Annotated in this window: 21 protein-coding genes; 5 read left to right on the top strand and 16 right to left on the bottom strand. The window is 60.9% G+C overall.

The window, feature by feature from the left end:
* Nucleotides 1–313: 313 nt before the first annotated feature.
* The gene (locus FFI94_RS14000; RefSeq protein WP_138868392.1) at nt 314–1,438 is read right to left on the bottom strand and encodes a helix-turn-helix transcriptional regulator; all 1,125 of its coding nucleotides are present in this window, start codon (nt 1,436–1,438) and stop codon (nt 314–316) included.
* A gap of 224 nt (nt 1,439–1,662) precedes the next feature.
* On the opposite strand from FFI94_RS14000, the gene FFI94_RS13995 reads away from it, so the two are divergent.
* Both FFI94_RS13995 and FFI94_RS34710 read left to right on the top strand, forming a co-directional pair.
* Nucleotides 1,663–3,132 (top strand): FAD-dependent oxidoreductase, encoded by a 1,470-nt coding sequence (locus FFI94_RS13995; protein WP_138868391.1) that lies wholly within the window; start codon nt 1,663–1,665, stop codon nt 3,130–3,132.
* A gap of 243 nt (nt 3,133–3,375) precedes the next feature.
* Nucleotides 3,376–3,570, top strand: coding sequence for a hypothetical protein (locus FFI94_RS34710; protein ID WP_397495442.1), 195 nt, complete (start codon nt 3,376–3,378; stop codon nt 3,568–3,570).
* 256 nt (nt 3,571–3,826) lie between these two features.
* Here FFI94_RS34710 and FFI94_RS13985 read toward each other — a convergent pair whose 3' ends face one another.
* The 3 genes from FFI94_RS13985 to FFI94_RS13975 form a co-directional block, all read right to left on the bottom strand.
* Nucleotides 3,827–5,146, bottom strand: a complete 1,320-nt coding sequence (locus FFI94_RS13985; protein WP_221937749.1) for a M23 family metallopeptidase — start codon at nt 5,144–5,146, stop codon at nt 3,827–3,829.
* 560 nt (nt 5,147–5,706) lie between these two features.
* Entirely contained in the window at nt 5,707–5,991 is a 285-nt protein-coding gene (locus FFI94_RS13980; protein ID WP_138868390.1) for a hypothetical protein, read from the bottom strand.
* Between the two features lie 366 nt (nt 5,992–6,357).
* Nucleotides 6,358–8,022 carry an alpha/beta-hydrolase family protein gene (locus FFI94_RS13975; protein WP_138868389.1) on the bottom strand — a complete coding sequence of 555 codons (1,665 nt, stop codon included), beginning with the start codon at nt 8,020–8,022 and terminating at the stop codon, nt 6,358–6,360.
* Between the two features lie 412 nt (nt 8,023–8,434).
* Here FFI94_RS13975 and FFI94_RS13970 point away from each other — a divergent pair, with 412 nt between their 5' ends.
* Nucleotides 8,435–9,097, top strand: a complete 663-nt coding sequence (locus FFI94_RS13970; RefSeq protein WP_138873180.1) for a GAP family protein — start codon at nt 8,435–8,437, stop codon at nt 9,095–9,097.
* Nucleotides 9,098–9,359: 262 nt separating this feature from the next.
* On the opposite strand, the gene FFI94_RS13965 is transcribed toward FFI94_RS13970, so the two are convergent.
* The 3 genes from FFI94_RS13965 to FFI94_RS13955 are packed head-to-tail and all read right to left on the bottom strand — an operon-like array spanning nt 9,360 to nt 12,492.
* On the bottom strand, nt 9,360–10,196 hold the full coding sequence (locus tag FFI94_RS13965) for an SDR family oxidoreductase (protein WP_138868388.1): 837 nt from the start codon (nt 10,194–10,196) through the stop codon (nt 9,360–9,362).
* Nucleotides 10,197–10,232: 36 nt separating this feature from the next.
* A complete protein-coding gene (locus FFI94_RS13960; protein ID WP_138868387.1) occupies nt 10,233–11,024 on the bottom strand; it encodes a maleylpyruvate isomerase N-terminal domain-containing protein in 792 nt (263 codons plus the stop codon).
* A 13-nt stretch (nt 11,025–11,037) separates the two neighbouring features.
* Nucleotides 11,038–12,492 (bottom strand): aldehyde dehydrogenase, encoded by a 1,455-nt coding sequence (locus FFI94_RS13955; protein WP_138868386.1) that lies wholly within the window; start codon nt 12,490–12,492, stop codon nt 11,038–11,040.
* A 115-nt stretch (nt 12,493–12,607) separates the two neighbouring features.
* Between FFI94_RS13955 and FFI94_RS13950 the strand changes: the two genes are divergently transcribed.
* On the top strand, nt 12,608–13,624 hold the full coding sequence (locus tag FFI94_RS13950; RefSeq protein ID WP_138868385.1) for an AraC family transcriptional regulator: 1,017 nt from the start codon (nt 12,608–12,610) through the stop codon (nt 13,622–13,624).
* Here the strand turns inward: FFI94_RS13950 and FFI94_RS13945 are convergent.
* The 4 genes from FFI94_RS13945 to FFI94_RS13930 form a co-directional block, all read right to left on the bottom strand.
* Nucleotides 13,614–14,486, bottom strand: coding sequence for a phosphotransferase (locus FFI94_RS13945; protein ID WP_138868384.1), 873 nt, complete (start codon nt 14,484–14,486; stop codon nt 13,614–13,616). The genes FFI94_RS13950 and FFI94_RS13945 overlap by 11 nt on opposite strands.
* Before the next feature lie 180 nt (nt 14,487–14,666).
* Nucleotides 14,667–15,347, bottom strand: coding sequence for an HAD family phosphatase (locus FFI94_RS13940; protein ID WP_138868383.1), 681 nt, complete (start codon nt 15,345–15,347; stop codon nt 14,667–14,669).
* Between the two features lie 55 nt (nt 15,348–15,402).
* A complete protein-coding gene (locus FFI94_RS13935) occupies nt 15,403–15,960 on the bottom strand; it encodes a hypothetical protein (RefSeq protein WP_138868382.1) in 558 nt (185 codons plus the stop codon).
* A gap of 30 nt (nt 15,961–15,990) precedes the next feature.
* The gene (locus FFI94_RS13930) at nt 15,991–16,497 is read right to left on the bottom strand and encodes a MarR family winged helix-turn-helix transcriptional regulator (protein ID WP_138868381.1); all 507 of its coding nucleotides are present in this window, start codon (nt 16,495–16,497) and stop codon (nt 15,991–15,993) included.
* A gap of 204 nt (nt 16,498–16,701) precedes the next feature.
* Here FFI94_RS13930 and FFI94_RS13925 point away from each other — a divergent pair, with 204 nt between their 5' ends.
* Nucleotides 16,702–17,637, top strand: coding sequence for an NADP-dependent oxidoreductase (locus FFI94_RS13925; RefSeq protein WP_138868380.1), 936 nt, complete (start codon nt 16,702–16,704; stop codon nt 17,635–17,637).
* Nucleotides 17,638–17,802: 165 nt separating this feature from the next.
* Here the strand turns inward: FFI94_RS13925 and FFI94_RS13920 are convergent, their stop codons facing one another.
* From FFI94_RS13920 to FFI94_RS13900, 5 genes are all read right to left on the bottom strand, one after another.
* Entirely contained in the window at nt 17,803–18,255 is a 453-nt protein-coding gene (locus tag FFI94_RS13920; RefSeq protein ID WP_260684115.1) for a hypothetical protein, read from the bottom strand.
* A 40-nt stretch (nt 18,256–18,295) separates the two neighbouring features.
* A complete protein-coding gene (locus FFI94_RS13915) occupies nt 18,296–19,570 on the bottom strand; it encodes a M23 family metallopeptidase (protein ID WP_260684114.1) in 1,275 nt (424 codons plus the stop codon).
* Nucleotides 19,571–19,690: 120 nt separating this feature from the next.
* Complete coding sequence (locus tag FFI94_RS13910) at nt 19,691–22,072, bottom strand: excinuclease ABC subunit UvrA (protein ID WP_185993198.1); 2,382 nt, start codon at nt 22,070–22,072, stop codon at nt 19,691–19,693.
* Nucleotides 22,073–22,149: 77 nt separating this feature from the next.
* A complete protein-coding gene (locus FFI94_RS13905; RefSeq protein WP_138868378.1) occupies nt 22,150–22,560 on the bottom strand; it encodes a VOC family protein in 411 nt (136 codons plus the stop codon).
* A 10-nt stretch (nt 22,561–22,570) separates the two neighbouring features.
* The gene (locus FFI94_RS13900; protein ID WP_138868377.1) at nt 22,571–23,014 is read right to left on the bottom strand and encodes a helix-turn-helix transcriptional regulator; all 444 of its coding nucleotides are present in this window, start codon (nt 23,012–23,014) and stop codon (nt 22,571–22,573) included.
* Nucleotides 23,015–23,028: the final 14 nt, after the last annotated feature.

The raw sequence follows: 23,028 nt of genomic DNA, 5'->3' as shown, positions 1-23,028 counted from the left end.
ATTTCGACAAGTCAGGCCAGCACCACACCGCAGATCTGGGTGTCAGAAGTACTGCCTGAACGGAGGCTATCGCACTGTCGCAATTCAGGACGGCCGATTCGGCTCGACCGCGGTCAGGCACCTACGTGATCACAAGCCGCGCAAGGCCCGGAGGACATTGTGGGCAACTCGACTACACGATTCGTGGCACTGCCCAATGGAAACTTGGACGAGGACGAACACGGAAGCCGAAACATCATCAGGACCAGACCGGAAGCGACACGCACCGCGTCGACAGCGCAGCGCCGAAGCACCGATCCTCCGTTCTCACGGGTCACGAGAGGAGAAGCCGCACAAGTTCAGCTTGGCGGTGCGTGCCGGTCTTTTCGAAGATGTGCTGGAGGTGGGTCCTGACAGTGGTGATCGAGACGGAGAAATTCTCGGCGATCAACTCCACTCTGTCGCCCTGCGCTAGCCGCAGAGCGACCTCCGACTCGGTGCCGGTGAGTGCATACTGCCGGCGCAATACGGTGGCGTTCAACTCCGGTTCGCGATCTGGGTCGTCGATCACGATGAGCACGGCAGCTCGCGCATCACTCAGTCCGACAGTACCGACTTCGACGGTGTCCGCTGCGAGAGGAACCACATGAACGGCGTAGTCGCAGCGCCCGGATGGGCGAGGGCAGGAAAGTGTGCCGCCGCGAGGAACCCGGTCATCGTGTGAATCCATCGCGAGGTGCATGAGGTGTCGTAGTTCTCGATCGGTACGAGCGAGCGACGCTCCAATGGACCCATGCTGACTGAGATGCAGGCCGTCACCGGAAGCGAGGATTCTCTCAGCGCCGGAGTTGAGGTGCATAAATCGACCATCCAGACCGACGATCACGATACCGCGCTCGACCTGCTCGATCGCTGCAGAGAGAGCACATTCGCCCTGCTTGAGGTCTGCGAGTTTGCCTTGGGTGTCAATCGCCTGCCGTAGATGCGGAACCAACTGCCTGATCAGCCTGAGTCGATCAGGGGTTCCGAACGGCTCCGAACCCCTAGGCGCGGCAATCCCCAACCATGCACTCGATTTACCACCGGTCAGTCGAACGAACAGGCCATCACCGAAACGGTTGGGGCGGCACCAATCGGCGTAGAACTCCGTGTTCGTGTTCGGGAGGATCAGTTCTGTCCCCGTGTGTATATGGCCGATCGGAGACTTCTCCACGGCTTCCGCCACGTAGTCCAGCCGACCGTAATAGGCGTTGTAGGTCGCGAGTGCGGAAGGATCCCTACCTATCTGCTTCACCATCACGTCGGATTTCCGGTTGGTCGGTCCCGAAGTCAGCAAACCGCAACCGACACCGTCGAAGGCTCGCACAAAATCGGCAAGCGTTGAATTCCACCGTTCGGGATCGACCGCCGATGCGTAGATCGCAGCCACGAGTCGGGAAAATTCATCAACAGTGATCATCGACCACCCCTAGGGGGTCAGGTGTACGGCATCACGCGAGTCCACTCAATTATCACTGATCTCATCTGTTTACACGAGGACAAAACCCACAACGAGTGATGTGCTGGTGGTGGATCCCGAACCCGGGATCGATCACAATGCCCCGTCCAGGTCGCTCACAGACCAACCTCTCCAGGTCGGGTCGGCCGAAACTGTTCCAAACACTCCGAGCTAGGCAGGCTGCGATGAATAGTCAAAGTCCAGCACTACCAGGGCCACTCATTAATCAGTGCGATGTCTGCATTGTCGGCGCTGGGCTCGCCGGTCTGAATGCTGCAGCGGTCGCTTCACAGTATCTATCGCGCGACCACAAGATCATTCTCATCGACCGACGACACCAGCCCGGCGGGATGTGGGGCGACACCTACCCTTACGTTCGGTTGCACCAGCCCCACCCACTGTTCACCGCAGGAAACATCAAATGGACCTTGGACAAAGACAGATCGTATCTGGCGGCCAAGCCCGAGGTTCTGGACCACTTCACGCATTGTCTCGACATCATCAAGAAACGCGTCCAGGTCGTCGAGTACTTCGGGTGGACAGTCGACTCCCACACTGAGTCGGCGGATGGCAACCACATCATTGCGCAATCGGAAACAGGGCAACGCCTTGCGATCGCCGCAAAGCGCGTCATCAAAGCGAATGGCTTCGGGATCAGCCCAAACGAACCGCTGTCGGTATCGAGTGAACAGATCCACTCTGTTTCGCCCGACTTCTTCGACATCCGAAGCGAGGAGATGCATGCAAGCAATACGCCGATCTGGATCGTTGGCGGCGGAAAAACAGCAATGGATACCGCCTACGCTGCGGTAACCGAATACCCGGGCAGGGAAGTCAACATCATCGCCGGGGCCGGAACCTACTTCATCAACAGGGACAGCATGTTTCCCAACGGTGCCCGACGATTGTGGAAGGGAAAGCTACCAACCCGGATGTTCAACGAGACCGCTCTTCGATTCGATGGGACCAACGAGGACGAAGTCAGGGAATGGTTTCAGACTACCCACGGACTCGAACCAATCCGGCCATCACGACGATTCTTCAATGGACTGCTCTCGGAATCGGAAGCCGCAACGATCTCGTCCGGACTCAACACCGTCGACATGGAGTACTTTGACGACGCAATTGACCAACCCAACGGGCTCGAAATCCTATATCGCAGTGGAGCAACGAGGCTCATACAGCCCGGGAGCTGGCTGGTGAACTGCTCCGGTTACCTTCTCCGAACTGACACTGAATACGAACCCTACGTTTCGACTCACGGCACGACGCTATCGATCAACACGCGGTCAGTGACGATTGGATTCACATCGTTCGCCAGCTACTTTCTGACCCATCTATTGTTCCTCGGCAAGCTCGACGAGACACCACTCTACGAGCTAGATGGTGAAGATCTGGCTCACAAGTCCAAAGAGACCTTGATCTGGACAGCGCTTACGCTTGGTCAGTACAACCTCAGCATCATCTTCGACGCCGTCCCAAACAAGGTCTTCCTGAACTGCGGTCTCGACTTCGATCGCTGGTACCCCATTCCGCGCAGGATACTTGAAACCCTCCGATTCATGCGGACGCATCACAGGGACCGGGAACACCATCGGCAGACACTTGGCGCCGTTCGTGAGCGCTTTGACATCAGATGCGGACCCCTTAGCTAAGTTCGTAGTGGGACTGCGAGGTCGACGCCGGACATCAACGGCCTCGATGACTGGTTCCTCGAGCGACAATTGGCCGAGGGCAGGTAACCGCGCGGGCACGGGCGCCCGTCGGTTGGCGCCCTGTTTGACGATCGATATCGCTAGCCAATCGATTGCCGTCAAACACGTAGTCCGCGTGGTGTTTCGGCTCAGGATTCCTCGTGGTGGACGGGAAACCGTCGCGTATGCCATATGGTCCTCGACATGACCGAACCTTCCTACCTGCAGACGACGCGAACCGAATACGACACAGTCGCCGCGGACTACTTTGCAGACGGAACCCGTAACGCCATCTCCACCACCGACGGATGGAACTACCTCGTACGGTTGTACCGGCCAAGGACCGCAATACTTGACAGCAGCTGGCGACCTCCCGCGCTGGAACCAGCACCAAACTAACTCGACGGCCCCCGAAACGAACACAATCGTCCACGAGGTCGAGCGGAAACCGGAATCTCGTTGCGCCTGTGCTGATCACACGCTGATCGCGAGTTCTCCCGTGCCGAAGTTAGCCGGGTACCACTGCGCATCTCACATGATCGCGGGCAATGCGTCCAGACCGTCACTTACAGATTCTTGGGCATTGGCAACACCTGTGTGCTCGGCGATCTCGCCACGAACCACCTTCGAACGTGCCCCAGGTGCGGGTGCGGGATTACCCAGCCGTCGGGAAGTTCACAATCGCCAAGTTGAGCGGCATCTCATTGGTCCGCGACTCCGATTTCGGCAACCTACCCTGCAGGAACATCCCGCTCAGGTAATCGTCTGCATCAGCGATTTTCTGTGGCGCGACCTGCCCGTCATAATCAAAACTCTTCAGCTCGTACGGCAACGAATCCGCCTCCAGCAGGCTCGGCCCGTCCATCAGCTGAAAATGCAGGTGCGAAGCATTGGCGTTACCGGTGTTGCCGAGCTTTCCGAGCACCTGACCTTCGGTCACCTTGTCGCCGGGCTTGACCGTGACCGAACCGGAGATCATGTGGGCGTACATCGCGTACACGCCGTCACCCAGATCGAGCACAACGTGATTCCCGTCGACATTCTCGACAGTCAATTTTGCGGCCAATGCCGGGTCGCTGGCGGGCAGAACACCCGGAGCATTCGCCTCCATACCGTCGAGGATCGAGACCACCGTAGCGTCGGCGACAGCGAGGATGTCGGTCCCGTAGTCGACGTAGCTTTCATTGGAGGTCTTGTCACCGGTGTAGAACTCGCCCTGGTCATTGGTGCGCTTCCAGTCGATCGCGAAGCGCTGACTGTTGTTCAATTTGCCGTTCACCGACATCACCGAACTGCGATGCGGGAAACCCGGTTCGCAGCAACCGTTGAGCGCAATCCAGTTGTCGCCACGCACCGGCGGCGAGATAACCGGCACGGCCTGCGTGGACACAGCAACCGGCCTCGCCAGGTAGTCGATCGGCCCCGGCGCACCGAACGCCGGTGAGGCAGCACCGGTCCCGTAGAGGTGGTGCAGCAAAGCCTTCGGCGCCTGATCGAGCGAGTCCAGAGTGAAGTCGATAAACAGAACCCGGCTCTCCTGCGGCGGGATCGCAGCACTGTCGACGTAGCCCGCAGGCAGGTCACGCAATCGATTGCAGTCACCGAAGATACAGGCCGGATCAACCAGAGCCAAACCGGAGAAGCTGGCGATAATTTTTGTCGGATCTACCCCGTCGACGACATCGATCTTGTCCAAACTCGCCGGCACCTTAGTGGCGTTAGTGAGTTGCAGGTCGTAAGCGACGTGGTATTTGCCGTCCGTTCCACGGAACGGCAGCGGAGAATTCCCGATCGGATTGAGCGTGATCGCGGTGAACGCATCCGGCACAGTCACACCGACAATAGAGTCGACCGGCGGTGACGCCGTCGCAGTGGTACCCGAGCCTGCGTCGGAATCCGACGAACATCCAGCCGCAACAAGTGCGACCGCAGCAATGAGCGAGACGAAAACAATGAGCACGCGGCGAATTGTCACGCTGAAACTCCGTTTCTTCAGTTTCGCAAAACCTACCAGGCCGTAACTGACCCATCGGACCCCTCGCTAGCCAAAGAGGTGAATCGCACCGGTGAGTCCGGAGACTCTGATGTGCCCCGAGTTTTCCGGAGTTCGTTGGTTTTATTTCAGGCATTGATGCACCCGCTTTACATCAGTACCCCTCTACCGGCGGTCGTCGGTTGGTTCATTACCGATAACCTCTCCCATGATTTCTTGGCCTTTTCGGTGAAAAGATCGAGCCACACCGAGTGGCTTAGACGCACGCCACGACCGTATCCACCAGAACTCCAATCCAGGCCATTACCCTCGATCGACCGTGCACCTCAAGGTATTCAGGGGTCGCGGCCCCTGGGTGAAGCGATGTCCGAGGGCAGGACAACGATCCCCTCACCGAATGCCTGCCCCGGCCGGCTACAACCACAGTCCGAAATCGACGAGGTCCACCTCGCTTCCGAATTGCATCGACGATGATCATCTGCAGGACAGGGTGAAAGTCACGATTCCTTGATGCAAGGACGAACTCGCGGGTCCGGGAAAGTTCAGCGGTCCGAGGAAGAGTCAGCTGCGCCCGTATTGCTCCGGCGGTACCATTGCCAGCCCGCAGTAATGACCAGAGCACCGACAAGTGAGCCCAGAATTCCGCTCGGGCGCAGCGATACTCCGTCACCCGCGATCAGACTCGCGAGCAACCCACCCACCAACGAACCACCAATCCCGGCGATGAAGGCGAAGGTCCAGTCCAGTCGCGCAGTGTCCGTACCCAAGATCAACTGGGCTCCCGCACCGACGAGGATTCCGAACAGAATAATTCCGATGATGAGCATGAAGAGACCCTTTCAAAAAATGAATTGCGTAGACCCGGAAAAATACGTGTTGTTATCTGTCCAGCCTCACTTATCTCCGCGCACGAGAGGCCGGAATCTTTCGCCTCGAAAAGTCCGGGCACTGGTTTCGTTTTCACACTGTGATATCGATCAGCGTCTCGAACAAACTTGATCTCGCGTTTTCACCGTCAAACCACCGCACGGCATTAGGTGCCAACTCGGGCAGGTACGAGTCCGCAAATGACCTGGCGCTCAGGCTACTTACGGAATCCGGACTGACCAATTTCCATGTGAGTAGCTCAGTTTTCCCCGTATCTCGACGAAATAGCCGCCGGGAATTCCTGAATCAGATCTGGAAAGCGACTACTACTTGGTGGGTTGGAAATTGTTCGTCAGGGCCTCGCGGATCGTGTCGGTGTCCGACTGAGACCAGCCCTCGGGGTGCAGGATCTGCGCCCACATGTCCGCTGCCTCGGCACCGTAGTTGTGGCCGTGACCGGACGGCACATCAGCCGAGAACACCATGTCGAGAGTCACCTGCCAGAACGTCACCAGCGGTATCCACCTCATACCCGGGTCGACGTCACGGCCGAGAGGCTCGGCCAGCCAGTCCGGCTTGTTGAGAAGCAGGTCGAAGGACCACCAGACAATCGGGTCACTGGCATGCTGCCAATACACCACACGTGAGTCGTCCCATGGCGCATCCAACGCGAGATCCTCCGGGTAAGCGGCGAACCGGATCGCCCGACCGCCATCGATCACCGGCACAGCTTCCGGCGAGCCGGAGTCCCGACTATCGGTGATCTCCTGCCATTGTGCGGTGAAGTTCGGTGTCCCCGACCACAATGCCCCATCAACACGCGTCGCCATGTCCTGTGCTCCCGCGAATGCAGCCTGCCCACCGTACGATCCGAGACTCTCACCGAAGACGACAAGCTTGGGACGCTTGTCAAGCGGCAGATCGATCCACTTCGCGTAGACGGCGTTGAACAGCGCCCGGCCGGCCGCCATCGGGGTTTCACGGTCAGCGATGAACGCCAAAGGGCTGGGAAGGAACGAGTACTGCATCGCCGCGATGGCGGTGTCTCCGCCCTGGACGTATTCGAAGGCGGACGCCACATCGTCGTTGACCCAGCCGCGGCCGGTGGTGGTCACGACGGCAAGGGTCCCGCGATCGAAGCCACCGGTACGCTCGAGTTCGTCGACGACCCGCAGTGCGACGCCGTTGACCGAATCGGACGACTCGCGGCCGGCGTACACGCGGATCGGTTGCTTTGCGTCCCGGCCGGTCACTGCGGCGATCTTCTCGGCGGACGGGCCGCTACCCATGAAGGTGCGCCCTTCCTTGCCGAGCGAATCCCATGCCTCAGCAGACATGGGTGAACCACTGCGTTCGGCGATCGGCGGCTGGTTGATGCCGTCCGGTGTGTCGTTGTCCGCGCCGGAGAAACTCCAGTTCGCGAAAGCGATGAGCCCGTTGTAGAGGGCACCGTTGACGACGAAGATCGCCAACGCGAAGACGACGACCAAACTGGCAACTTTCGCTGCCTCCTTGGGAATGAACCGCAGAGCGACGGCAGCGAGCCCTCTGGTGAGGTACCGAAGACCGCGACCCGCCTCGAGCAGGATGAACCATACTGCTGCCGAAATCAGCAGTACCAGTATGTAGTTCGCCCGGTTGGCGCGCGGTGCCTCGACCAGATCACGGACGATCTGCTGCCACCACGATCCCAGGATCAGGAAGAGAGGTACCAGGATCACTGCCAGAACCGCGAGTACGATCCAGCCAATCTTCTTTGTCCGAGCCGACCAGGTTGGTTGGACTCCGCATTTGCGGATCATCCACGCCACGGTCACACCGATGCCGTATCCCGTGGCGACGGAAATACCGGTTGCCACGCCCTGCAGATACCACGCGCGTGGTAACAGGGACGGGCTCATAGAGAGGACGAAAAACACCAAACCGAACGACAGGCCGACCGAATGCAGCGTCTTGCAATAGCGCCGCACACCTTCCCACACACGTTTCATGTGGGAATCGTATGAGAGGAGACAGATGGGGATGAACCTCTCATCCCTTTCGAATGAGGCGCGAACTACGTCGACATCCATCGTGTCAGCATTGTCCCGCAGCAGCATTGGCGGCATTATCGGTTGGAGGCTTTTCTGTGGCTCGCACACTTACTGTGTGGAGGTTCCCGTCCACACAAGGGCGCACGAGGCGATCGGCACCGTGAAAACACGGAAGCAAGGGACTGATATTCGACGGTCGGCCAGGTCCGCGAGGCGTTCGCCGGGCACTCTTCCGGGCTGATCTCGACAAACCTCGCCTAGAAGAAGAATCGTTCCCGCTCCACCACGCGTCCTGATTGCCTGTACTGGCGAACCGGACGCGTTCGCTCGACCACCGTCTCTACCACCACGATGAGAAATGAGTTTCGACATGGGTTCCGTCATCGGAGACCTCCTCCCCCTCTCCATCGGAGTCGCAGTGTCGCCGGTTCCCATCATCGCCACGATATTGATGTTGCTCTCCAAACGCGCCGGCAGCACCAGCATCGGATTCGCCGCAGGCTGGATACTCGGAATCATCATCGCGACAGTTCTTTTCGTCGTCCTGTCCAGCACCATCAGCGCTTCCGACGACGGACAGTCCACCACAGTCTCATGGATCAAACTAACGCTCGGCGCCCTCCTGCTGACCTTCGGAGTCAAGCAGTGGCGTAGCCGCGGCGGCGAGCACGAGACACCGAAGTGGATGCACGCCATCGACGAAATGACCGCACTCAAGGGATTAGGTCTCGGATTCGCGCTGGCGGCGATCAATCCGAAGAACCTGCTCATGTGCATCGCGGCAGGCGTGTCGATCGGTTCGGCGTCGCTGGCAACCGGCGAGGTGATCATCTCGATTCTGGTGTTCACGATCATCGCTGCTTCCACCGTAGCGATCCCCGTCCTCGGGTACCTGGTGGCTGCAGATCGACTCCGCGAACCGTTGGCCAAGCTCAAAGTCTGGCTCCAGGAGAACAACACCACGGTAATGAGTGTGCTGATCTTGGTGATCGGAGTTGTCCTGATCGGCAAGGGAATCGGCGGAATCTTCTGATCCCCAACCGGTTACAAAACTCGTCGAGACGATTTTCGAGATGCCCAGTTGATTAGTACACAACAACTTACAAATGAGCTGAAATTCTATTCTCTCTCAACAGCATTCAAACCTGGTAAACCTGGCTAAATTTCGACATTCGCCGCTCGGACTCAGGTAGCGAATCTCTGTCCGCGTGACCAGGAAATTCGATCTGCGGCCGGCCCTCTCCCTTCGAACTCTGGTGCACCAAGTCCGAAGGGAGAGGGCTCCTATGCATCCGTCAGTACAGGTAGTCCTCACCGCTGGCGCGGACGGTGATGTCACTGATGCTGATCCCCCACGGCTGATCAATGACGTGAACTACGGCGTCGGCCAGGTCGTCGGGCTTGATGAGCCAGTATTCGATGTTGTCGACGTCCATCTGCTCCGGGCGCAACGAGTCGGTGGTCGCCGCGCCCATGTTCTCGGTGAAGGTCGCGGCACGCTGGCCGGTGAGACCGAGGATCGCATTCTCGTTGACGATCCAGCTCGCCAAGTTTGTGCCCGTCACACCCGTGGGCTTGACCGTCGTGACCTTGATCTTGCCCTTGGCCTCGATTCGCAGCGAATCCGAGATCGTGGTGACTGCAGCCTTGGTCGCGCTGTAGACGCCGGAACCGTCGATGCCGGCATTTCCGAAGATCGACGAGATGTTGACAACCTGGCCGCGCCCCTGTTCGATCATCTGGTCGTAGACGGCAGAGATTCCGTTGACGACGCCCTTGATGTTGATGTCGATTGCCTTGTGCCACTTCTGCCACGCACGTTCGTGGTCGGCGAAATATGCGAGCGGCATGACGCCTGCATTGTTGACCAGTACGTCGAGCGCTCCGTACTCCGAAATGCCGTGCTGCGCTGCAGCGAAGACTTGCTCCATGTCGGTGACGTCGGCGACCTTGTAGGTGCCGGTGAATCCGGCGGCCGCGATGCCGTCGAACACGGTCTTCAGGCCGGCTTCGTTGATGTCGACGCCAACGACCTTGGCGCCCTGCGCTGCCACCTTCTCTGCGATGAGTTGACCGAATCCACCGCCTGCACCGGTGATGAGAACGACCTTGTCCTGCAAGTACTGAGACATAGTTATTTCCTCTTCAAAATCGTGGGTTCTTGTGGATCAGACGATGTCGATGGCATCGAGAACCGCCGCGACGGTTGTGCGGTCGCCGGAAACCTCGACGGCGGATCGCCATGCCGAGCGGGTGGTCCCCCACCGCAGGAATTCGGTGGCCTGGGTTGTCGCGACGTTCTCCGGCACGTCGTCGGTTTCGGTGACGGTCACTCCCCCATCGCCACGGGCGAGGACGAAAGTTCGCTCGGTGGCACCGTTGAGTCGCAGTGCCACAGGGGATGTCAGAGCGACAGCGACTGATTCGCCGCACATCTGCGGGAGTCCTGAGACCATCCAGTCGATCGCCGGATCGATAGCGGCCGCCAAATCGATCTCACTGTAGGTAATCGGACCGAACGGCGCCAGAAGATCCGACGTCAGATGGACGAGATGGTCGAACGACACCGCGTCACTGAGCTGATGAAGGCGATAAGTTCCGAGGTCGAGCATCTCGATCGGGTTGTCGCGCAGTTCTTCTCCTTGCAGCGCCGCCAACGTCGCGAGGCCGGCTTCGGACTGTTCCCGGTAATAGTTCAGGATCTGCTCATGCGGTAGTTCGGCGCGCTCGCGAACAGCAGCGTCGTTGAGCCGCTCGGACTTTCCACTGGGGTTCTGCGGGAACACTAGGTTCGGATCAGCGATGAAGTTGAAGAAAAACGCCATGTGGCCAATGAGGTCGTGGACTCGCCAGCCGTTGCACGCACTGTCGGCTTCCCACTCGGCGGTCCCAAACTGCTCGGCGATTTTCACTGTGTTTTCTGCCAGCGCACGGGCGCCGGCGAGTCCTGCGTCGGACATAGTGGCTCGATTCTTACGAGGATGCAAGGAAGATGGATTTGAGCTGCTGGTACGACGCGAGCCCTTCGGGACCGAGTTCACGACCCAGGCCGCTGGCTTTGACACCGCCGAACGGTGAACCCCAGTCGAGGTTGAAGGTGTTGACACCGAACGAACCGGTCTCGACGCGTCGGGCAACTGCGATACCGCGTTCCTCGTCGGAGGTCCACACAGTCCCACCGAGGCCGTACTCGGAGTCGTTGGCAAGTGCGACAGCATCATCGACGTCGTCGTAGGCAATAACGGACAGTACCGGCCCGAACACCTCCTGCCGTGCGATGGTGCTGGCATTGTCGACATCAGCGAACACCGTGGGCTGCACGAAGAATCCGGTGTCGAGATCGGTAGGGCGTCCGCCACCGGTGGTGACAGTTCCGCCCTCCGAGCGACCCTGGTCGATCAAGGACAGCACGCGTTCCTGTTGCCTTGCGCTCACCATCGGACCGACGAACGTCGACGGGTCCATCGGATCGCCGACCTGCAGACTCTCAGCCATGGCAGTGATGGCGTCGATGTAGGCTTGACTGTGGCTGCGCGGAACCAAAATTCGAGTCGACATATAGCACGTCTGCCCACTGTTGAGCAGTGATGCCGTTGCCAGACCGGTCACCGTCTCCTCGACGTCCGCGTCGTCGAGAACCAGGGCCGCCGACTTGCCACCCAACTCCAAGGTAACGGGGCGAAGCATTCCGCCACATACCGTGCCGATGTGTCGACCGGCCGCCGTCGATCCGGTGAACGCGACCTTGTCGACGCCGGGATGCGCGACGAGATACTGACCGATGTCCGGTCCACCAGTGACGATGTTGATGACGCCCGCGGGAAGTTCTGCCGCGATGGCGGCTTCGGCCAATACGTAGGAATCCAAAGTAGTTTCGGGCGACGGCTTGAGGACGACGGTGCAGCCCGCCGCAAGAGCCGGGGCGATCTTGAACATCGAAAGCACAGCCGGGAAGTTCCAGGGCGCTATGGCAGCGACAACCCCGACGGGCTCTCGTCGCACGATTGTCGTGCCCGGAATCGGTTGGCTGGCGCGCCGCTCTTCGGTGGGCGTCGACTCGGCGAGTCCTGCGTAATAGCGCAAAAGCTGGACGGGCGCGGCACCCTCGGCGAAGCGGGCAAGCTCGATGGGCATGCCGTTCTGGTGGGTGACCGTCACCGCGCGGTCTTCGGATCGTTTTTCGAGTTCGTCGGCGAACCTGCGGATGGCACCCGCACGTTCGGCGGGTGAAAGTTCGGCCCAGTCGGCCCGCCGCAATGCTTTTCGAGCCGCTGATACCGCTGCGTCGACGTCCGTCGGCGCGGAAGCGGGGAACGAGCCTATCTCCTGCTCCGTGAAAGGCGATACGACTCGGATGGTTTCGGAACTGTCCGGCGCTCTCCACGCTCCGTCGATGAACAGCGCAGTTCGGTCGGTGAGTGATGTCATTTTTGGCTCCTCCAGGGACGGCGTTCGACGTTGAACAATCCAACCTGTGTCGATCATCACTGCCCAGGCGTAAGTAAAATTGACATCAGGCGCCAATTTATTTACATTTCGACACATGGCCGATCTCATCAGCGCCTCGTCACTGACCCGGCTGCCCGAGTTGATTTCCGAACTCGGCGGAGATTCGCACGAGTATTGCGATCGGGTAGGCATCAATCCGGCCATCATCGGCACCTACGACAACTTCGTACCGTTCAGTGCGTTGTCTACGTTGCTCGGACTCTGCGCGCAGGAGCTAGGGACGCCGGACTTCGCTCTCAGGCTCGCGAGCAGGCAAGACCCGGACATCCTCGGCCCGGTGGCGATCGCGGTGCGCAGTGCCGAGACAATCGGCGACGCGTTGCACGGTGTTGCTCGATACGCCCACGTGTACAGCCCAGCGTTGGCGGTCGAGCTGATTATGGGGGACACCGAAGTGTCCTATGGGCTCGACACCGTGCTGCATCGACTGCCGCACCGGTCGCACGTCGTGGAACTGGCACTGGGAGTTACGCTTCAGACGTTCCGGATGATGGCCGGCCACGACTTCCATCCGACGCATATCTCGTTCCAGCATCCACGCATCTCCGAGATGCGTGTATACACAGACTATTTCGGGTGTTCTGTCGAGTTCGGCTCGGACCGGAATTTACTGACTTTTCCGCGTGGGGTCATGCATCGCCATCTACCTCGTGTAGATCCGCTGGCGTACGACCTTGCCGTGCGCTTCATGGCAGGTCGAAATCCGAATGTCGCGTTCCACGACGCTGTGTCCGCGTTGATAGTGCGATCCCTGCCCGCCGGCGTGGCTACGCTGGATCAAGTCGCGTCATTGATGCTATTGCACCCGCGAACATTGCAGAGACGACTGGCCTCGGAAGGCAGAACCTTCGAATCACTCGTCGACGATTCTCGACGCGAACTAGCACACAGCCTGCTCGCCAACACAGACGTCCCGCTCTCGGCAGTGTCACGGCAACTCGGCTATTCCGAACCGAGCACCCTGACCCGAAGCTGTAAACGATGGTTTTCCACAACACCGCTCGCGAAGCGCAGGGAGCTTGCTGGGCAGTCTCGATGGCTCAGCCGATGAGCGCGCGTGCGACGTCCGGGCGGTTCAGCGCAGCTACACACCAGGCGAAGTGACCGTCGTTACCGTCGGCGTCGTACGCGTTCGCCGTGATCAACGAATACGCCGCTCGGTACACCAGGAGGGCCTCACGCGAATAGCCCAGCCGCTCCTCGATTTCCGTGTAGAGGCCTAGTTCGGTGTCCAGGGCGGATTCTCCGTACATGTCGAAGATCGAGGCGGCCACGGCGGCATCGAACGCCGGGTCGCCTTCCGTGGTGAAGAAACCCCAGTCGAGAACTGCGGTCAGGGCACCGTCATCGTTGGTCAGGATGTTGTCCAGCGTGAGGTCTCCATGGATGACTGTCCTGTCGCCAGTGTCGATCTCATACAAGCGACCACGCAGTGCGTCGACCTCGGCATCGAGTGCCTCGACGGCACTGTCGAGAACCTGCCGAAAGCGGCCGACGCGACGCTGCACCAAGGCCCCGAGAGCCTCCGGGAAGTTCTGGGCTGCGTGATAGTGCGTGATGTGCTCGTCCATGACGGGCAGGACTCGCGCCGCGGGCAGGATTCGCGCCGCGGGCAGTGGCCCGCTCGCCGCAAGATCTGCCAGTACGTCGACGAACGTGGACCGTGCCCTGTCGAGGGTGATCCGGCCGGACCGGAGATGGTGGGACATGGTCGTGCCGGGCAGTCGCTGCTCGATCGTGACGCAGCGATTCTCAATCAAATGAACTTCGAGGATTCGAGGGGTCGCGAACCGAAACGACTTGACCGCCAACGTGTCATAGAAGGTCCGATCCTGCTGCAGGGACATCTCCGACTCCCCGACCCAGATCTTCGCAACTCGAGCATGGTCGATCGCATAAACGGCGCCTTCCATCGCTTGGCTCAGCAGTCGAAAGTTATGCCCCGCCGGTCAGGCCGGACAGAATTCGGACCGCTTCGTCATGGCTGGGGCGATTCATCGCCTATCCCTCCAGAGTTCAGTGGGTTGAGTCTCATCTGAACCCCGCAGACCCTCAACACTTCCCGACGCCACGACGTTTGCAAGGTATCTTCGTCAGCTCCGAATCAACGCTGCCAGTTCGGACATGTGGGTGAAGATCACGCTCGCGCCCGCCGCTCGGAGCACCTCCGGCGTGGTGTGAACCGGACTCTCAGGCGCAAAGCCGAACACAGTCGCTCCAGCGCAGACACCCGCAGTGACCCCCGCAACCGAGTCCTCGACAACAATCGCCTCTACCGGCTTGATTCCGAGCGCTTGCGCGGCAGCCAGATACACATCCGGCGCGGGCTTGCTCCGCGGCACCTCCATCCCACTGAACACACGATCGCCGAACCAGCGGTCCAACCCGGTAACGGAAAGCTGCATCTCGACTTTGCCTCGATCGGCACCGGTCACGCATGCGATCCGGTCTCCGAACACCTCCGCAACCTCGGCGAGCGCATCAGCGGCCCCATCGATGGCACTCAGGTTCGCCTGGAGTGCTGCGTTGCGTCTCGAACGGAATTCACCAAGCCAATCATCAGTGATGACGAAGCCAGTGTGCTCTTCGATCACCGCCCATTCGTCCTTCAACGCCCGCCCGACGAACAGTCGGACGCATTCATCTGCGGAGATCTGCCATCCCAGTGTGCGGAGCATGGCGCGCAGCACCCTATTCGTGATCGGCTCCGAATCAACAAGTACACCATCACAATCGAACAGAACAGCCGAGTAGCGACTAAACAAATTGCTCACAGGTTCCCCTCTTCAAAATTGCGAACACCATCTCGAGGTCGTGATCCGATTGCATTCAGTAGTAGCGGTCTGGGTCGCTAGGGGTATACGGGGCAACGGTCACCGCGTCGATCCGCGGATCCGCGATGAGGAGTTCGATCGCCGCGGCCGGCCCTCCGATCACTGCGAAGTCGGGGTCGACATCGTTTGCGACACACCACGAGTGATCCGCCGGCCACAGGAAGGCCGGGTAAGCGTCAGACGCACCCCGCGGGTCGAACTGGACATCGCGACCCCAGTCGTTCCACTCCGTGAGCGCGCCACGGAACGGCATATCCTGCCTCACCAACCAATCGGACGCCGACACATCAGTACACACGCTCAGGCTCATACGCTCATCCTCCCTCGCCAACCCGTCATACCTTCGCCTACGAACACGATGGCACACCTGACGTAGGCCGACCTTGTCCGAGAAGCGCATTCGGCCGAGGCCATTCAGGCAGTACTGAACGTGCCCGTGACGTTCGAACGTCTGTGTGCGGATCAATAAGCGCCGCACGGGGTAACGCTCGTCGACCACCCACACGAAACCACTGGCGAAGAAGAATCCGACGGACCACCGCAGTGCGGTCATTCGTTGCGGCGGAGAGGCCGCTCATCTTCGCTAGGCCTGCGAGCGGGAACTGCCGGTTTCAGGTTCGGTGCCATTCAACTGCTGGCGCACCGTGGTTGCGATGCGGGCAAGCGCGGCGCCGAGAGCACGCTGCTGCGCCCCACTGAGAGGGTCGAAGACCAGCTCGCGCACACGTTCGACGTGGCCCGGCGCACTGTCGACGACCTTCTGCAAGCCGGTCTCGGTCAGCGTGGCAAGCGTGTAGCGCCCGTTATCCGGGTCGGGGCGGCGCGTGACCCACTGGCGCTGCTCGAAACGGACCATCACCTTCGACAGTCGGGGCTGACTGCTGTCACACTGCGCGGCCAGGTCGCTGAGTCGCATCGTCAGGTCGGCGGCCATGGACAGGCGTGCGAGGACGCTGTACTCGAAGTTCGATGTCTCGGCGTCTTGCTCCAACTGACGATCGAGCAAATTTGGCAGTGCGATGACAACGGTGAGCAGGTCTTGCCACACCGCCTGCTCGTCTTCGTCAAGCCATCGCGGCGAAGTTGTCATGGTGTCAAAGCGTACATCCTTCACCACCATTTGACTTGCCTAGGCAAGTCAGTCATCCTTCTCTCACTTGCCTAGGCAAGTCAGTAGACGCAGTCAAGCACTCGTCGAGCGCCTTGTCACGACGGCTGACAGTCCGACCGAATAGCCCGGGCAGGCGGCCCTACTTAGTGCTCGACCCGGCAACGACACACACGAGGAGAGTCCATGAAAGCGATTCGCTACCACCAGTTCGGCGGCACCGAGGTTCTGCGAGAAGAGGAAGTGGCACGCCCCGTGCCCGGCCTCGGCCAGGTGCTGGTCAAGGTCGCCGCCACGTCGTTCAACCCGGTAGATGACCACATCCGCCTGGGGGTGCTCGCAGAAGCCATTCCCACCCCATTGCCGATCACGCCCGGTCTTGACGTTGCCGGCACGGTCATCGAACTGGGCGCAGATGTCAGCGGCCTGCAGGTCGACGACCAGGTCGTTGGCATGTTTCCCCTCGACCAGCATGGCGGCGCGGCAGAGTACGCAGTGATCGCGGCCGATCTGCTCGCCGCCGCGCCCAGCACTGTTTCCCTGACCGATGCCGCAGCACTTCCCCTCGCCGGCCTCGCCGCCCGGCAGGCCGCGATCGAGCTGGCCGACATCCAGAAAGGGCAGAATGTGCTCGTCAACGGAGCCGGTGGCGCGGTGGGCAGCCTCGTCGTCCAGCTTGCGGTCGACGCCGGCGCTACCGTCACCGCTGTCGACGGAGCGCAGCACGCCGCTCGTCTACACGGTTACGGGGCCACGAATGTTGTCGGCCCTCTGGACCTCGATGCGGGGCCTGTCGCGGTCGGTGGCCCTTTCGACGTGGTCGTCAATCACGTGCGTTTGGATGCGGACGGACTTGCGAAGCTGACCTCGTACGTTTCCGACGGCGGCATCGCGGTCAGCTCCGCGGGCGCCGTGCCCGCCGACGACAAGCGAGCGGTGCGAACTGCGAGCGTGTGGGTGACGCCCAACGGTTCCCATCTGGCCGACCTGGTGTCCCGTCTCGACGAGGGCCGCCTCGAGCTCACCGTGGTTGATCACCGGCCACTGCAGCAATTACAAGCCATTCATGAAGACGCCGCGAGCGGCAAGCTCGTTGGTAAAACTGTCATCACCGTCTACTAGACCACGGCGACGTCCTCTTGCGAAATATCGCGAGGGGACGTCATGCACGCGGCCATGGGAGACGGATAGCCCCCGCGCGACAACAAAACTCGGAGGTCTTCTGCTCGATCGGCGGCGCCGGTCCGGCCGCGTTCCTGACGCCCGTAGCCCACGCGAGAGGTGGAATCATGGTTCGGGCGTGGACGCACGAAGGTAGATCGTCGCGCCTTTCTCGAGCTCGTCCGACGTGAAGTCCGACGACATGAAAGTCCCCGCGTAAGGCACCGCGCTGCTCACCGTGAGCGAGTAGTTGCGTTGATTCGCGGGGATCGCATCGAAGCGCGCCACATAAGTGCAGACACCGATGCCGTCGGGATTTCGTTCGACGGAGTCGACTTCCAGCACAGACTTTGTCGATGCGGCTCCGCTTTCTCCGTACAGGAAGACGGTGTCGTTCGGCGCGACCGGGATTGTTCCGACAATGCACTGCCCGGAATCGGGGTCGGCTCGGGTGGCGTCCCCGACGACGGTCACCACGGCGGTGAAGGTTGTCGGATCATCGGTATTCGACACACAACCGGTCAGCACCATCGTCCCGATTGAGAGCGCCACTGCAGCGTGTCCGATCCTTCTCCCCATGGGGTCACAGTAGACCGGCAAACACCAAGGGTCAGTGAAATCAGGGCACAGGCGGAAAGTTGACGACTGCCCCGTCGAGCGGCAGTTGGTCCGTGCGGTCGCCCTCGTTCGGTCCCTTGACGAGAACCCCGGTGGCTGCCGATCCGACAAACGTGAAGCTGTCGATCTCGTAGGGCACGTTGTCCCCGGACAGCGGCACCGCCGCCCGTGACACGTGGAAGTGCAGATGCGCCTCTGAGCTGTAACCGGAGTTGCCAAGGTCCCCGATCACCTGTCCCCTGGTCACCTGATCTCCGATATTTACTGACGCCGATCCCGGTTTCAGGTGGGCATAGAACGCATAGTTTCCGTGGCCGATATCGATGATGACGTAATTTCCGCCCAACTGATCGAACGGCATGTCGGCCGGAACTTGTTGCGGCACTTCGTCCTGCTCACCGGACACCACGGCCACGACGGTGCCGTCGGCCACCGCCAGCAGCGGCGCACCGTAGGCGAAGTAGTCCTCGTTCTTCGATCCATCACCACGAGATCTGATGAGCGGCACTGCATCCGGGTCGATCCTCAGCCAGTCGACGGCATACCGTTCGGTGCCGTTGATTCTGCCACCGACCGCCATCATTCCGGCGCGGTGTTGCGAGAGCCCGCAGCAACCGTCCCCGACCACCCAACTGTCGCCGGCGAGGGGCGGACCGATCACCACCGGCGCGTCTGTACTTGTCGTCACCGTTCCGCCGATCTGGGTAATCACTTCGGGGTACCGCGCGGCTTGTGCAGCGTCCTCCGGCGCCGCTTGGCCGAACGTCGCGGTCAGTCGATGGGTCACTATTGACGGAACATCGTCGGGACTCTCGTACTCGTCGTCGAGCACCACCAGCACAGTGCGCCCCACCGGGATCTCGGTGAACGGCGCCCAGGCAAAGTTCCCCACCAGAATCGAGCGTTCCGAGACCTGGCCCTGATCGAGCGTCGACACGACCGTCCCGTCCGGTCCCCCGGCCAGCGTCTCGACCTTTGTGATGGTCGCGGGTCGCGGCGAGAAGTTCAGCACTTCGATCTCGTAGGCCACATGCAGCATTCCGTCTGTCCCGGTTACCGGAATCGGATTCGGCCCGAGCGCCGAGATCACCAACGGCGACGTGGCATCGGTTTCGGTCGGATAGCCGCGCGGGATTCCACCTCGGCTGTCGATGGTGGACGTCGTGAGCACAGTCGGCCCGGTGGTGTCGATCGACGACGAACACCCGGCGATGACCAGCGTCATCACTGCTGCGGCGATTGCCCACCCTGCGGCAGGGCTGTGTGAAGTCGTCATGCGAACTCCAGAGCAGGGCCCCTGCACCGTGCGTCGGCCCAGTTACTTCGAGCCTAGGCACGAAAGACCCGCTTTGTCCTGATTTTGTGGATCAGGACAAAGCGGGTCAATTTACGGTGATCAGGCGCCGACGTACGACGCGAGATGCTGGCCGGTCAGGGTCGAGCGATCAGCGACAAGATCGGTCGGCGTGCCCTCGAATACGATCCGTCCGCCGTCGTGCCCGGCTCCCGGACCGAGATCGATGATCCAGTCTGCGTGCGCCATGACCGCTTGGTGATGCTCGATGACGATCACTGACTTCCCGGAGTCGACGAGTCGATCCAGTAGGCCGAGCAGTTGCTCCACGTCAGCCAAATGAAGTCCCGTGGTCGGCTCGTCGAGGACGTACACGCCGCCCTTCTCAGCCAAGTGCGTGGCGAGCTTGATGCGCTGGCGTTCACCACCGGACAATGTCGTGAGCGGCTGGCCGATGGTGAGATAGCCGAGTCCCACATCCACGAGTCGCACCAGAATCTTGTGTGCGGCCAGGGTTTTCGCCTCACCGACACCGAAGAACTCTTCGGCCTCGGCGACCGACATCGCGAGCACTTCGCTGATGTCCTTCCCGCCGAACTTGTACTCCAAGACATCGGCCTGGAACCGCTTGCCCTCGCACTCCTCGCACACCGTCGCAACACCGGCCATCATCGCCAGATCGCTGTAGATGACGCCGTTGCCGTTGCAGGTGGGGCAGGCGCCCTCGGAATTGGCGCTGAACAGCGCCGGCTTCACACCGTTGACCTTTGCAAATGCCTTGCGAATGGGGTCGAGCAGACCGGTGTACGTCGCCGGGTTGCTGCGACGCGAACCGCGGATCGCGCCCTGATCGATCGACACCACGCCGTCTCTCTTCGCAAGCGATCCGTGGATCAACGAACTTTTCCCCGACCCGGCGACGCCGGTCACCACGACCAGCACGCCCAGCGGCACATCGACGTCGACGTTCTGCAAGTTGTGCGACGTCGCGCCGCGGATTTCCATTGCACCCGTTGACTTTCGCACGCTCGCCTTGAGTGCGGCGCGGTCGTCGAAGTGCCGTCCCGTGACCGTGTCACTGGCCCGCAAGCCGTCGACACTGCCCTCGAAGCAGACAGTTCCACCCGCGGAGCCGGCGCCGGGACCGAGATCGACGATGTGATCGGCAATGACGATCGTCTCCGGCTTGTGCTCGACGACAAGCACCGTATTTCCCTTGTCGCGCAACTGCAGCAGAAGGTCGTTCATCCGCGCAATATCGTGGGGATGAAGACCCGTCGTGGGTTCGTCGAAAACATACGTGATGTCGGTAAGCGAGGATCCGAGGTGTCGAATCATCTTGGTGCGCTGAGCTTCACCACCCGACAGTGTCCCGGACGGGCGGTCCAGGCTCAGGTAGCCCAGCCCGATCTCCACGAACGAGTCGAGCGTTTCACCGAGCGTCGTCAGCAGCGGCGCCACCGACGGTTCCTTCAGACCGCTCACCCACACGGCGAGATCGTTGATCTGCATCGCACAGGCATCGGCGATGTTGATGCCCTTGATCTTCGACGAACGGGCGCCCTCGCTCAGCCGCGTTCCGTCGCACTCGGGGCACGTAGTAAACGTGATTGCCCGCTCCACGAACGCCCGGATATGCGGCTGCATCGCATCGACGTCCTTGGACAGAAACGACTTCTGGATCTGAGGAATCAGCCCTGTGTACGTCAGGTTGATGCCTTCGACTTTGATCTTCGTCGGCTCCTTGTAGAGCAGATCGTTCAGTTCCTTTTTGGTGTACTTCTTGATCGGCTTGTCCGGGTCGAAGAAGCCGCACCCCCGGTAAATCCGGCCGTACCAGCCGTCCATGCTGTAGCCCGGAACCGTGATCGCACTCTCGTTGAGCGACTTGGTGTCGTCGTACAACGCCGTCAGGTCGAAATCGTTGACCGAACCGCGCCCCTCGCACCGCGGACACATGCCACCGGTGATGCTGAAGGTCCGTCGCTCCTTAGTCTGACGCCCACCGCGCTCCACGGTGAGCGCACCCGCGCCGGAGGCCGAGGCGACATTGAACGAAAATGCCTGGGGCGAACCGATATGCGGCTTACCCAGTCGACTGAAGAGAATACGAAGCATCGCATTGGCGTCGGTGGCAGTTCCGACCGTCGAGCGAGGGTCGACGCCCATCCGTTGCTGATCGACGATGATCGCCGTTGTCAACCCATCCAGTACGTCGACGTCCGGCCGCGCGAGGGTCGGCATGAAACCCTGAACGAAGGCGCTGTACGTCTCGTTGATCATCCGCTGCGACTCCGCGGCGATGGTGCTGAACACCAATGAACTCTTGCCCGAACCCGAGACTCCGGTAAAGACAGTCAACCTGCGCTTGGGAATCTCGACACTGATGTCCTGGAGGTTGTTCACGCGCGCGCCCTGCACGCGGATCAGGTCGTGGGTGTCCGCGACATGTAGCTCTCGCTCCGCCATTTCAGCCGTGCTCATCATGTCTCCATCTCTCAGGTGAGGGCCACCCACACAGTGTCGCCCCGTGCGGGTGGCCGCGGATCTCTTCAGTTGACTCAGCGGAGCTCTTGGATGCGGATCAAGTTGCCTGCTGGGTCGCGGACGGCGCAGTCCCGAACACCGTACGGCTGCTCGGTCGGCTCCTGGACGACGTCGATGTCGCCGGCCTGCAGCCGCTCGAAGGTACCGTCGAGATCCTTGGTGGCCAACAGAATACCGGCATAGGTGCCCTTGGCCATCATTTCGACGATGGTGCGACGCTCCTCGTCGGTGATGCCCGGATCGACGGCCGGAGGATGCAACACGATCGACGTGTTGGGCTGGTCGGGCGGCCCGACGGTTATCCAGCGCATCCCGTCGTAGCCGACGTCGAGGCGGACCTCGAAGCCGAGCGTGTCGCGGTAGAAGGACAGGGCGGCCTCGGGGTCGTCCTGCGGAAGGAAACTCGATGCAATGGTGATGTCCATGAATGTCACGCTATCTGCGGCTGGCGGCCGGCGCTTCTCGATTCCTGATCGGTCTTGTCACCTGTTTCGACACACAGGACGGCATGCCCTCGGTCACGCCGGCAGCCTCGTCCCGGTAGACGCTGGGTGGAACGCCGACCAACTCGGTGAAACGAGTGCTGAAAGTACCGAGCGATGAACAGCCAACGGCAAAACACACCTCGGTGACGCTGAGATCACCGCGACGCAGCAGCGCCATCGCGCGTTCGATGCGCCGGGTCATCAGGTAGGAGTACGGCGGCTCGCCGTACGCCACCTTGAACTGGCGGCTGAGGTGCCCGGCCGACATGTTCACTCCGCGGGCAAGGGCTTCGACGTCGAGGGGTTGCGCGTACTCGCGGTCGATCCGGTCACGAACACGGCGGAGCAGCGCGAGATCGCGCAGTTGTTGCGCTGCCGCGGGTCTACTTGTCACAGGTTCGATCGTGC

This window comes from Rhodococcus sp. KBS0724 (genome assembly GCF_005938745.2).
Taxonomy (GTDB): domain Bacteria; phylum Actinomycetota; class Actinomycetes; order Mycobacteriales; family Mycobacteriaceae; genus Rhodococcus_F.
This window is presented reverse-complemented; position numbering and strand designations above follow the sequence as displayed.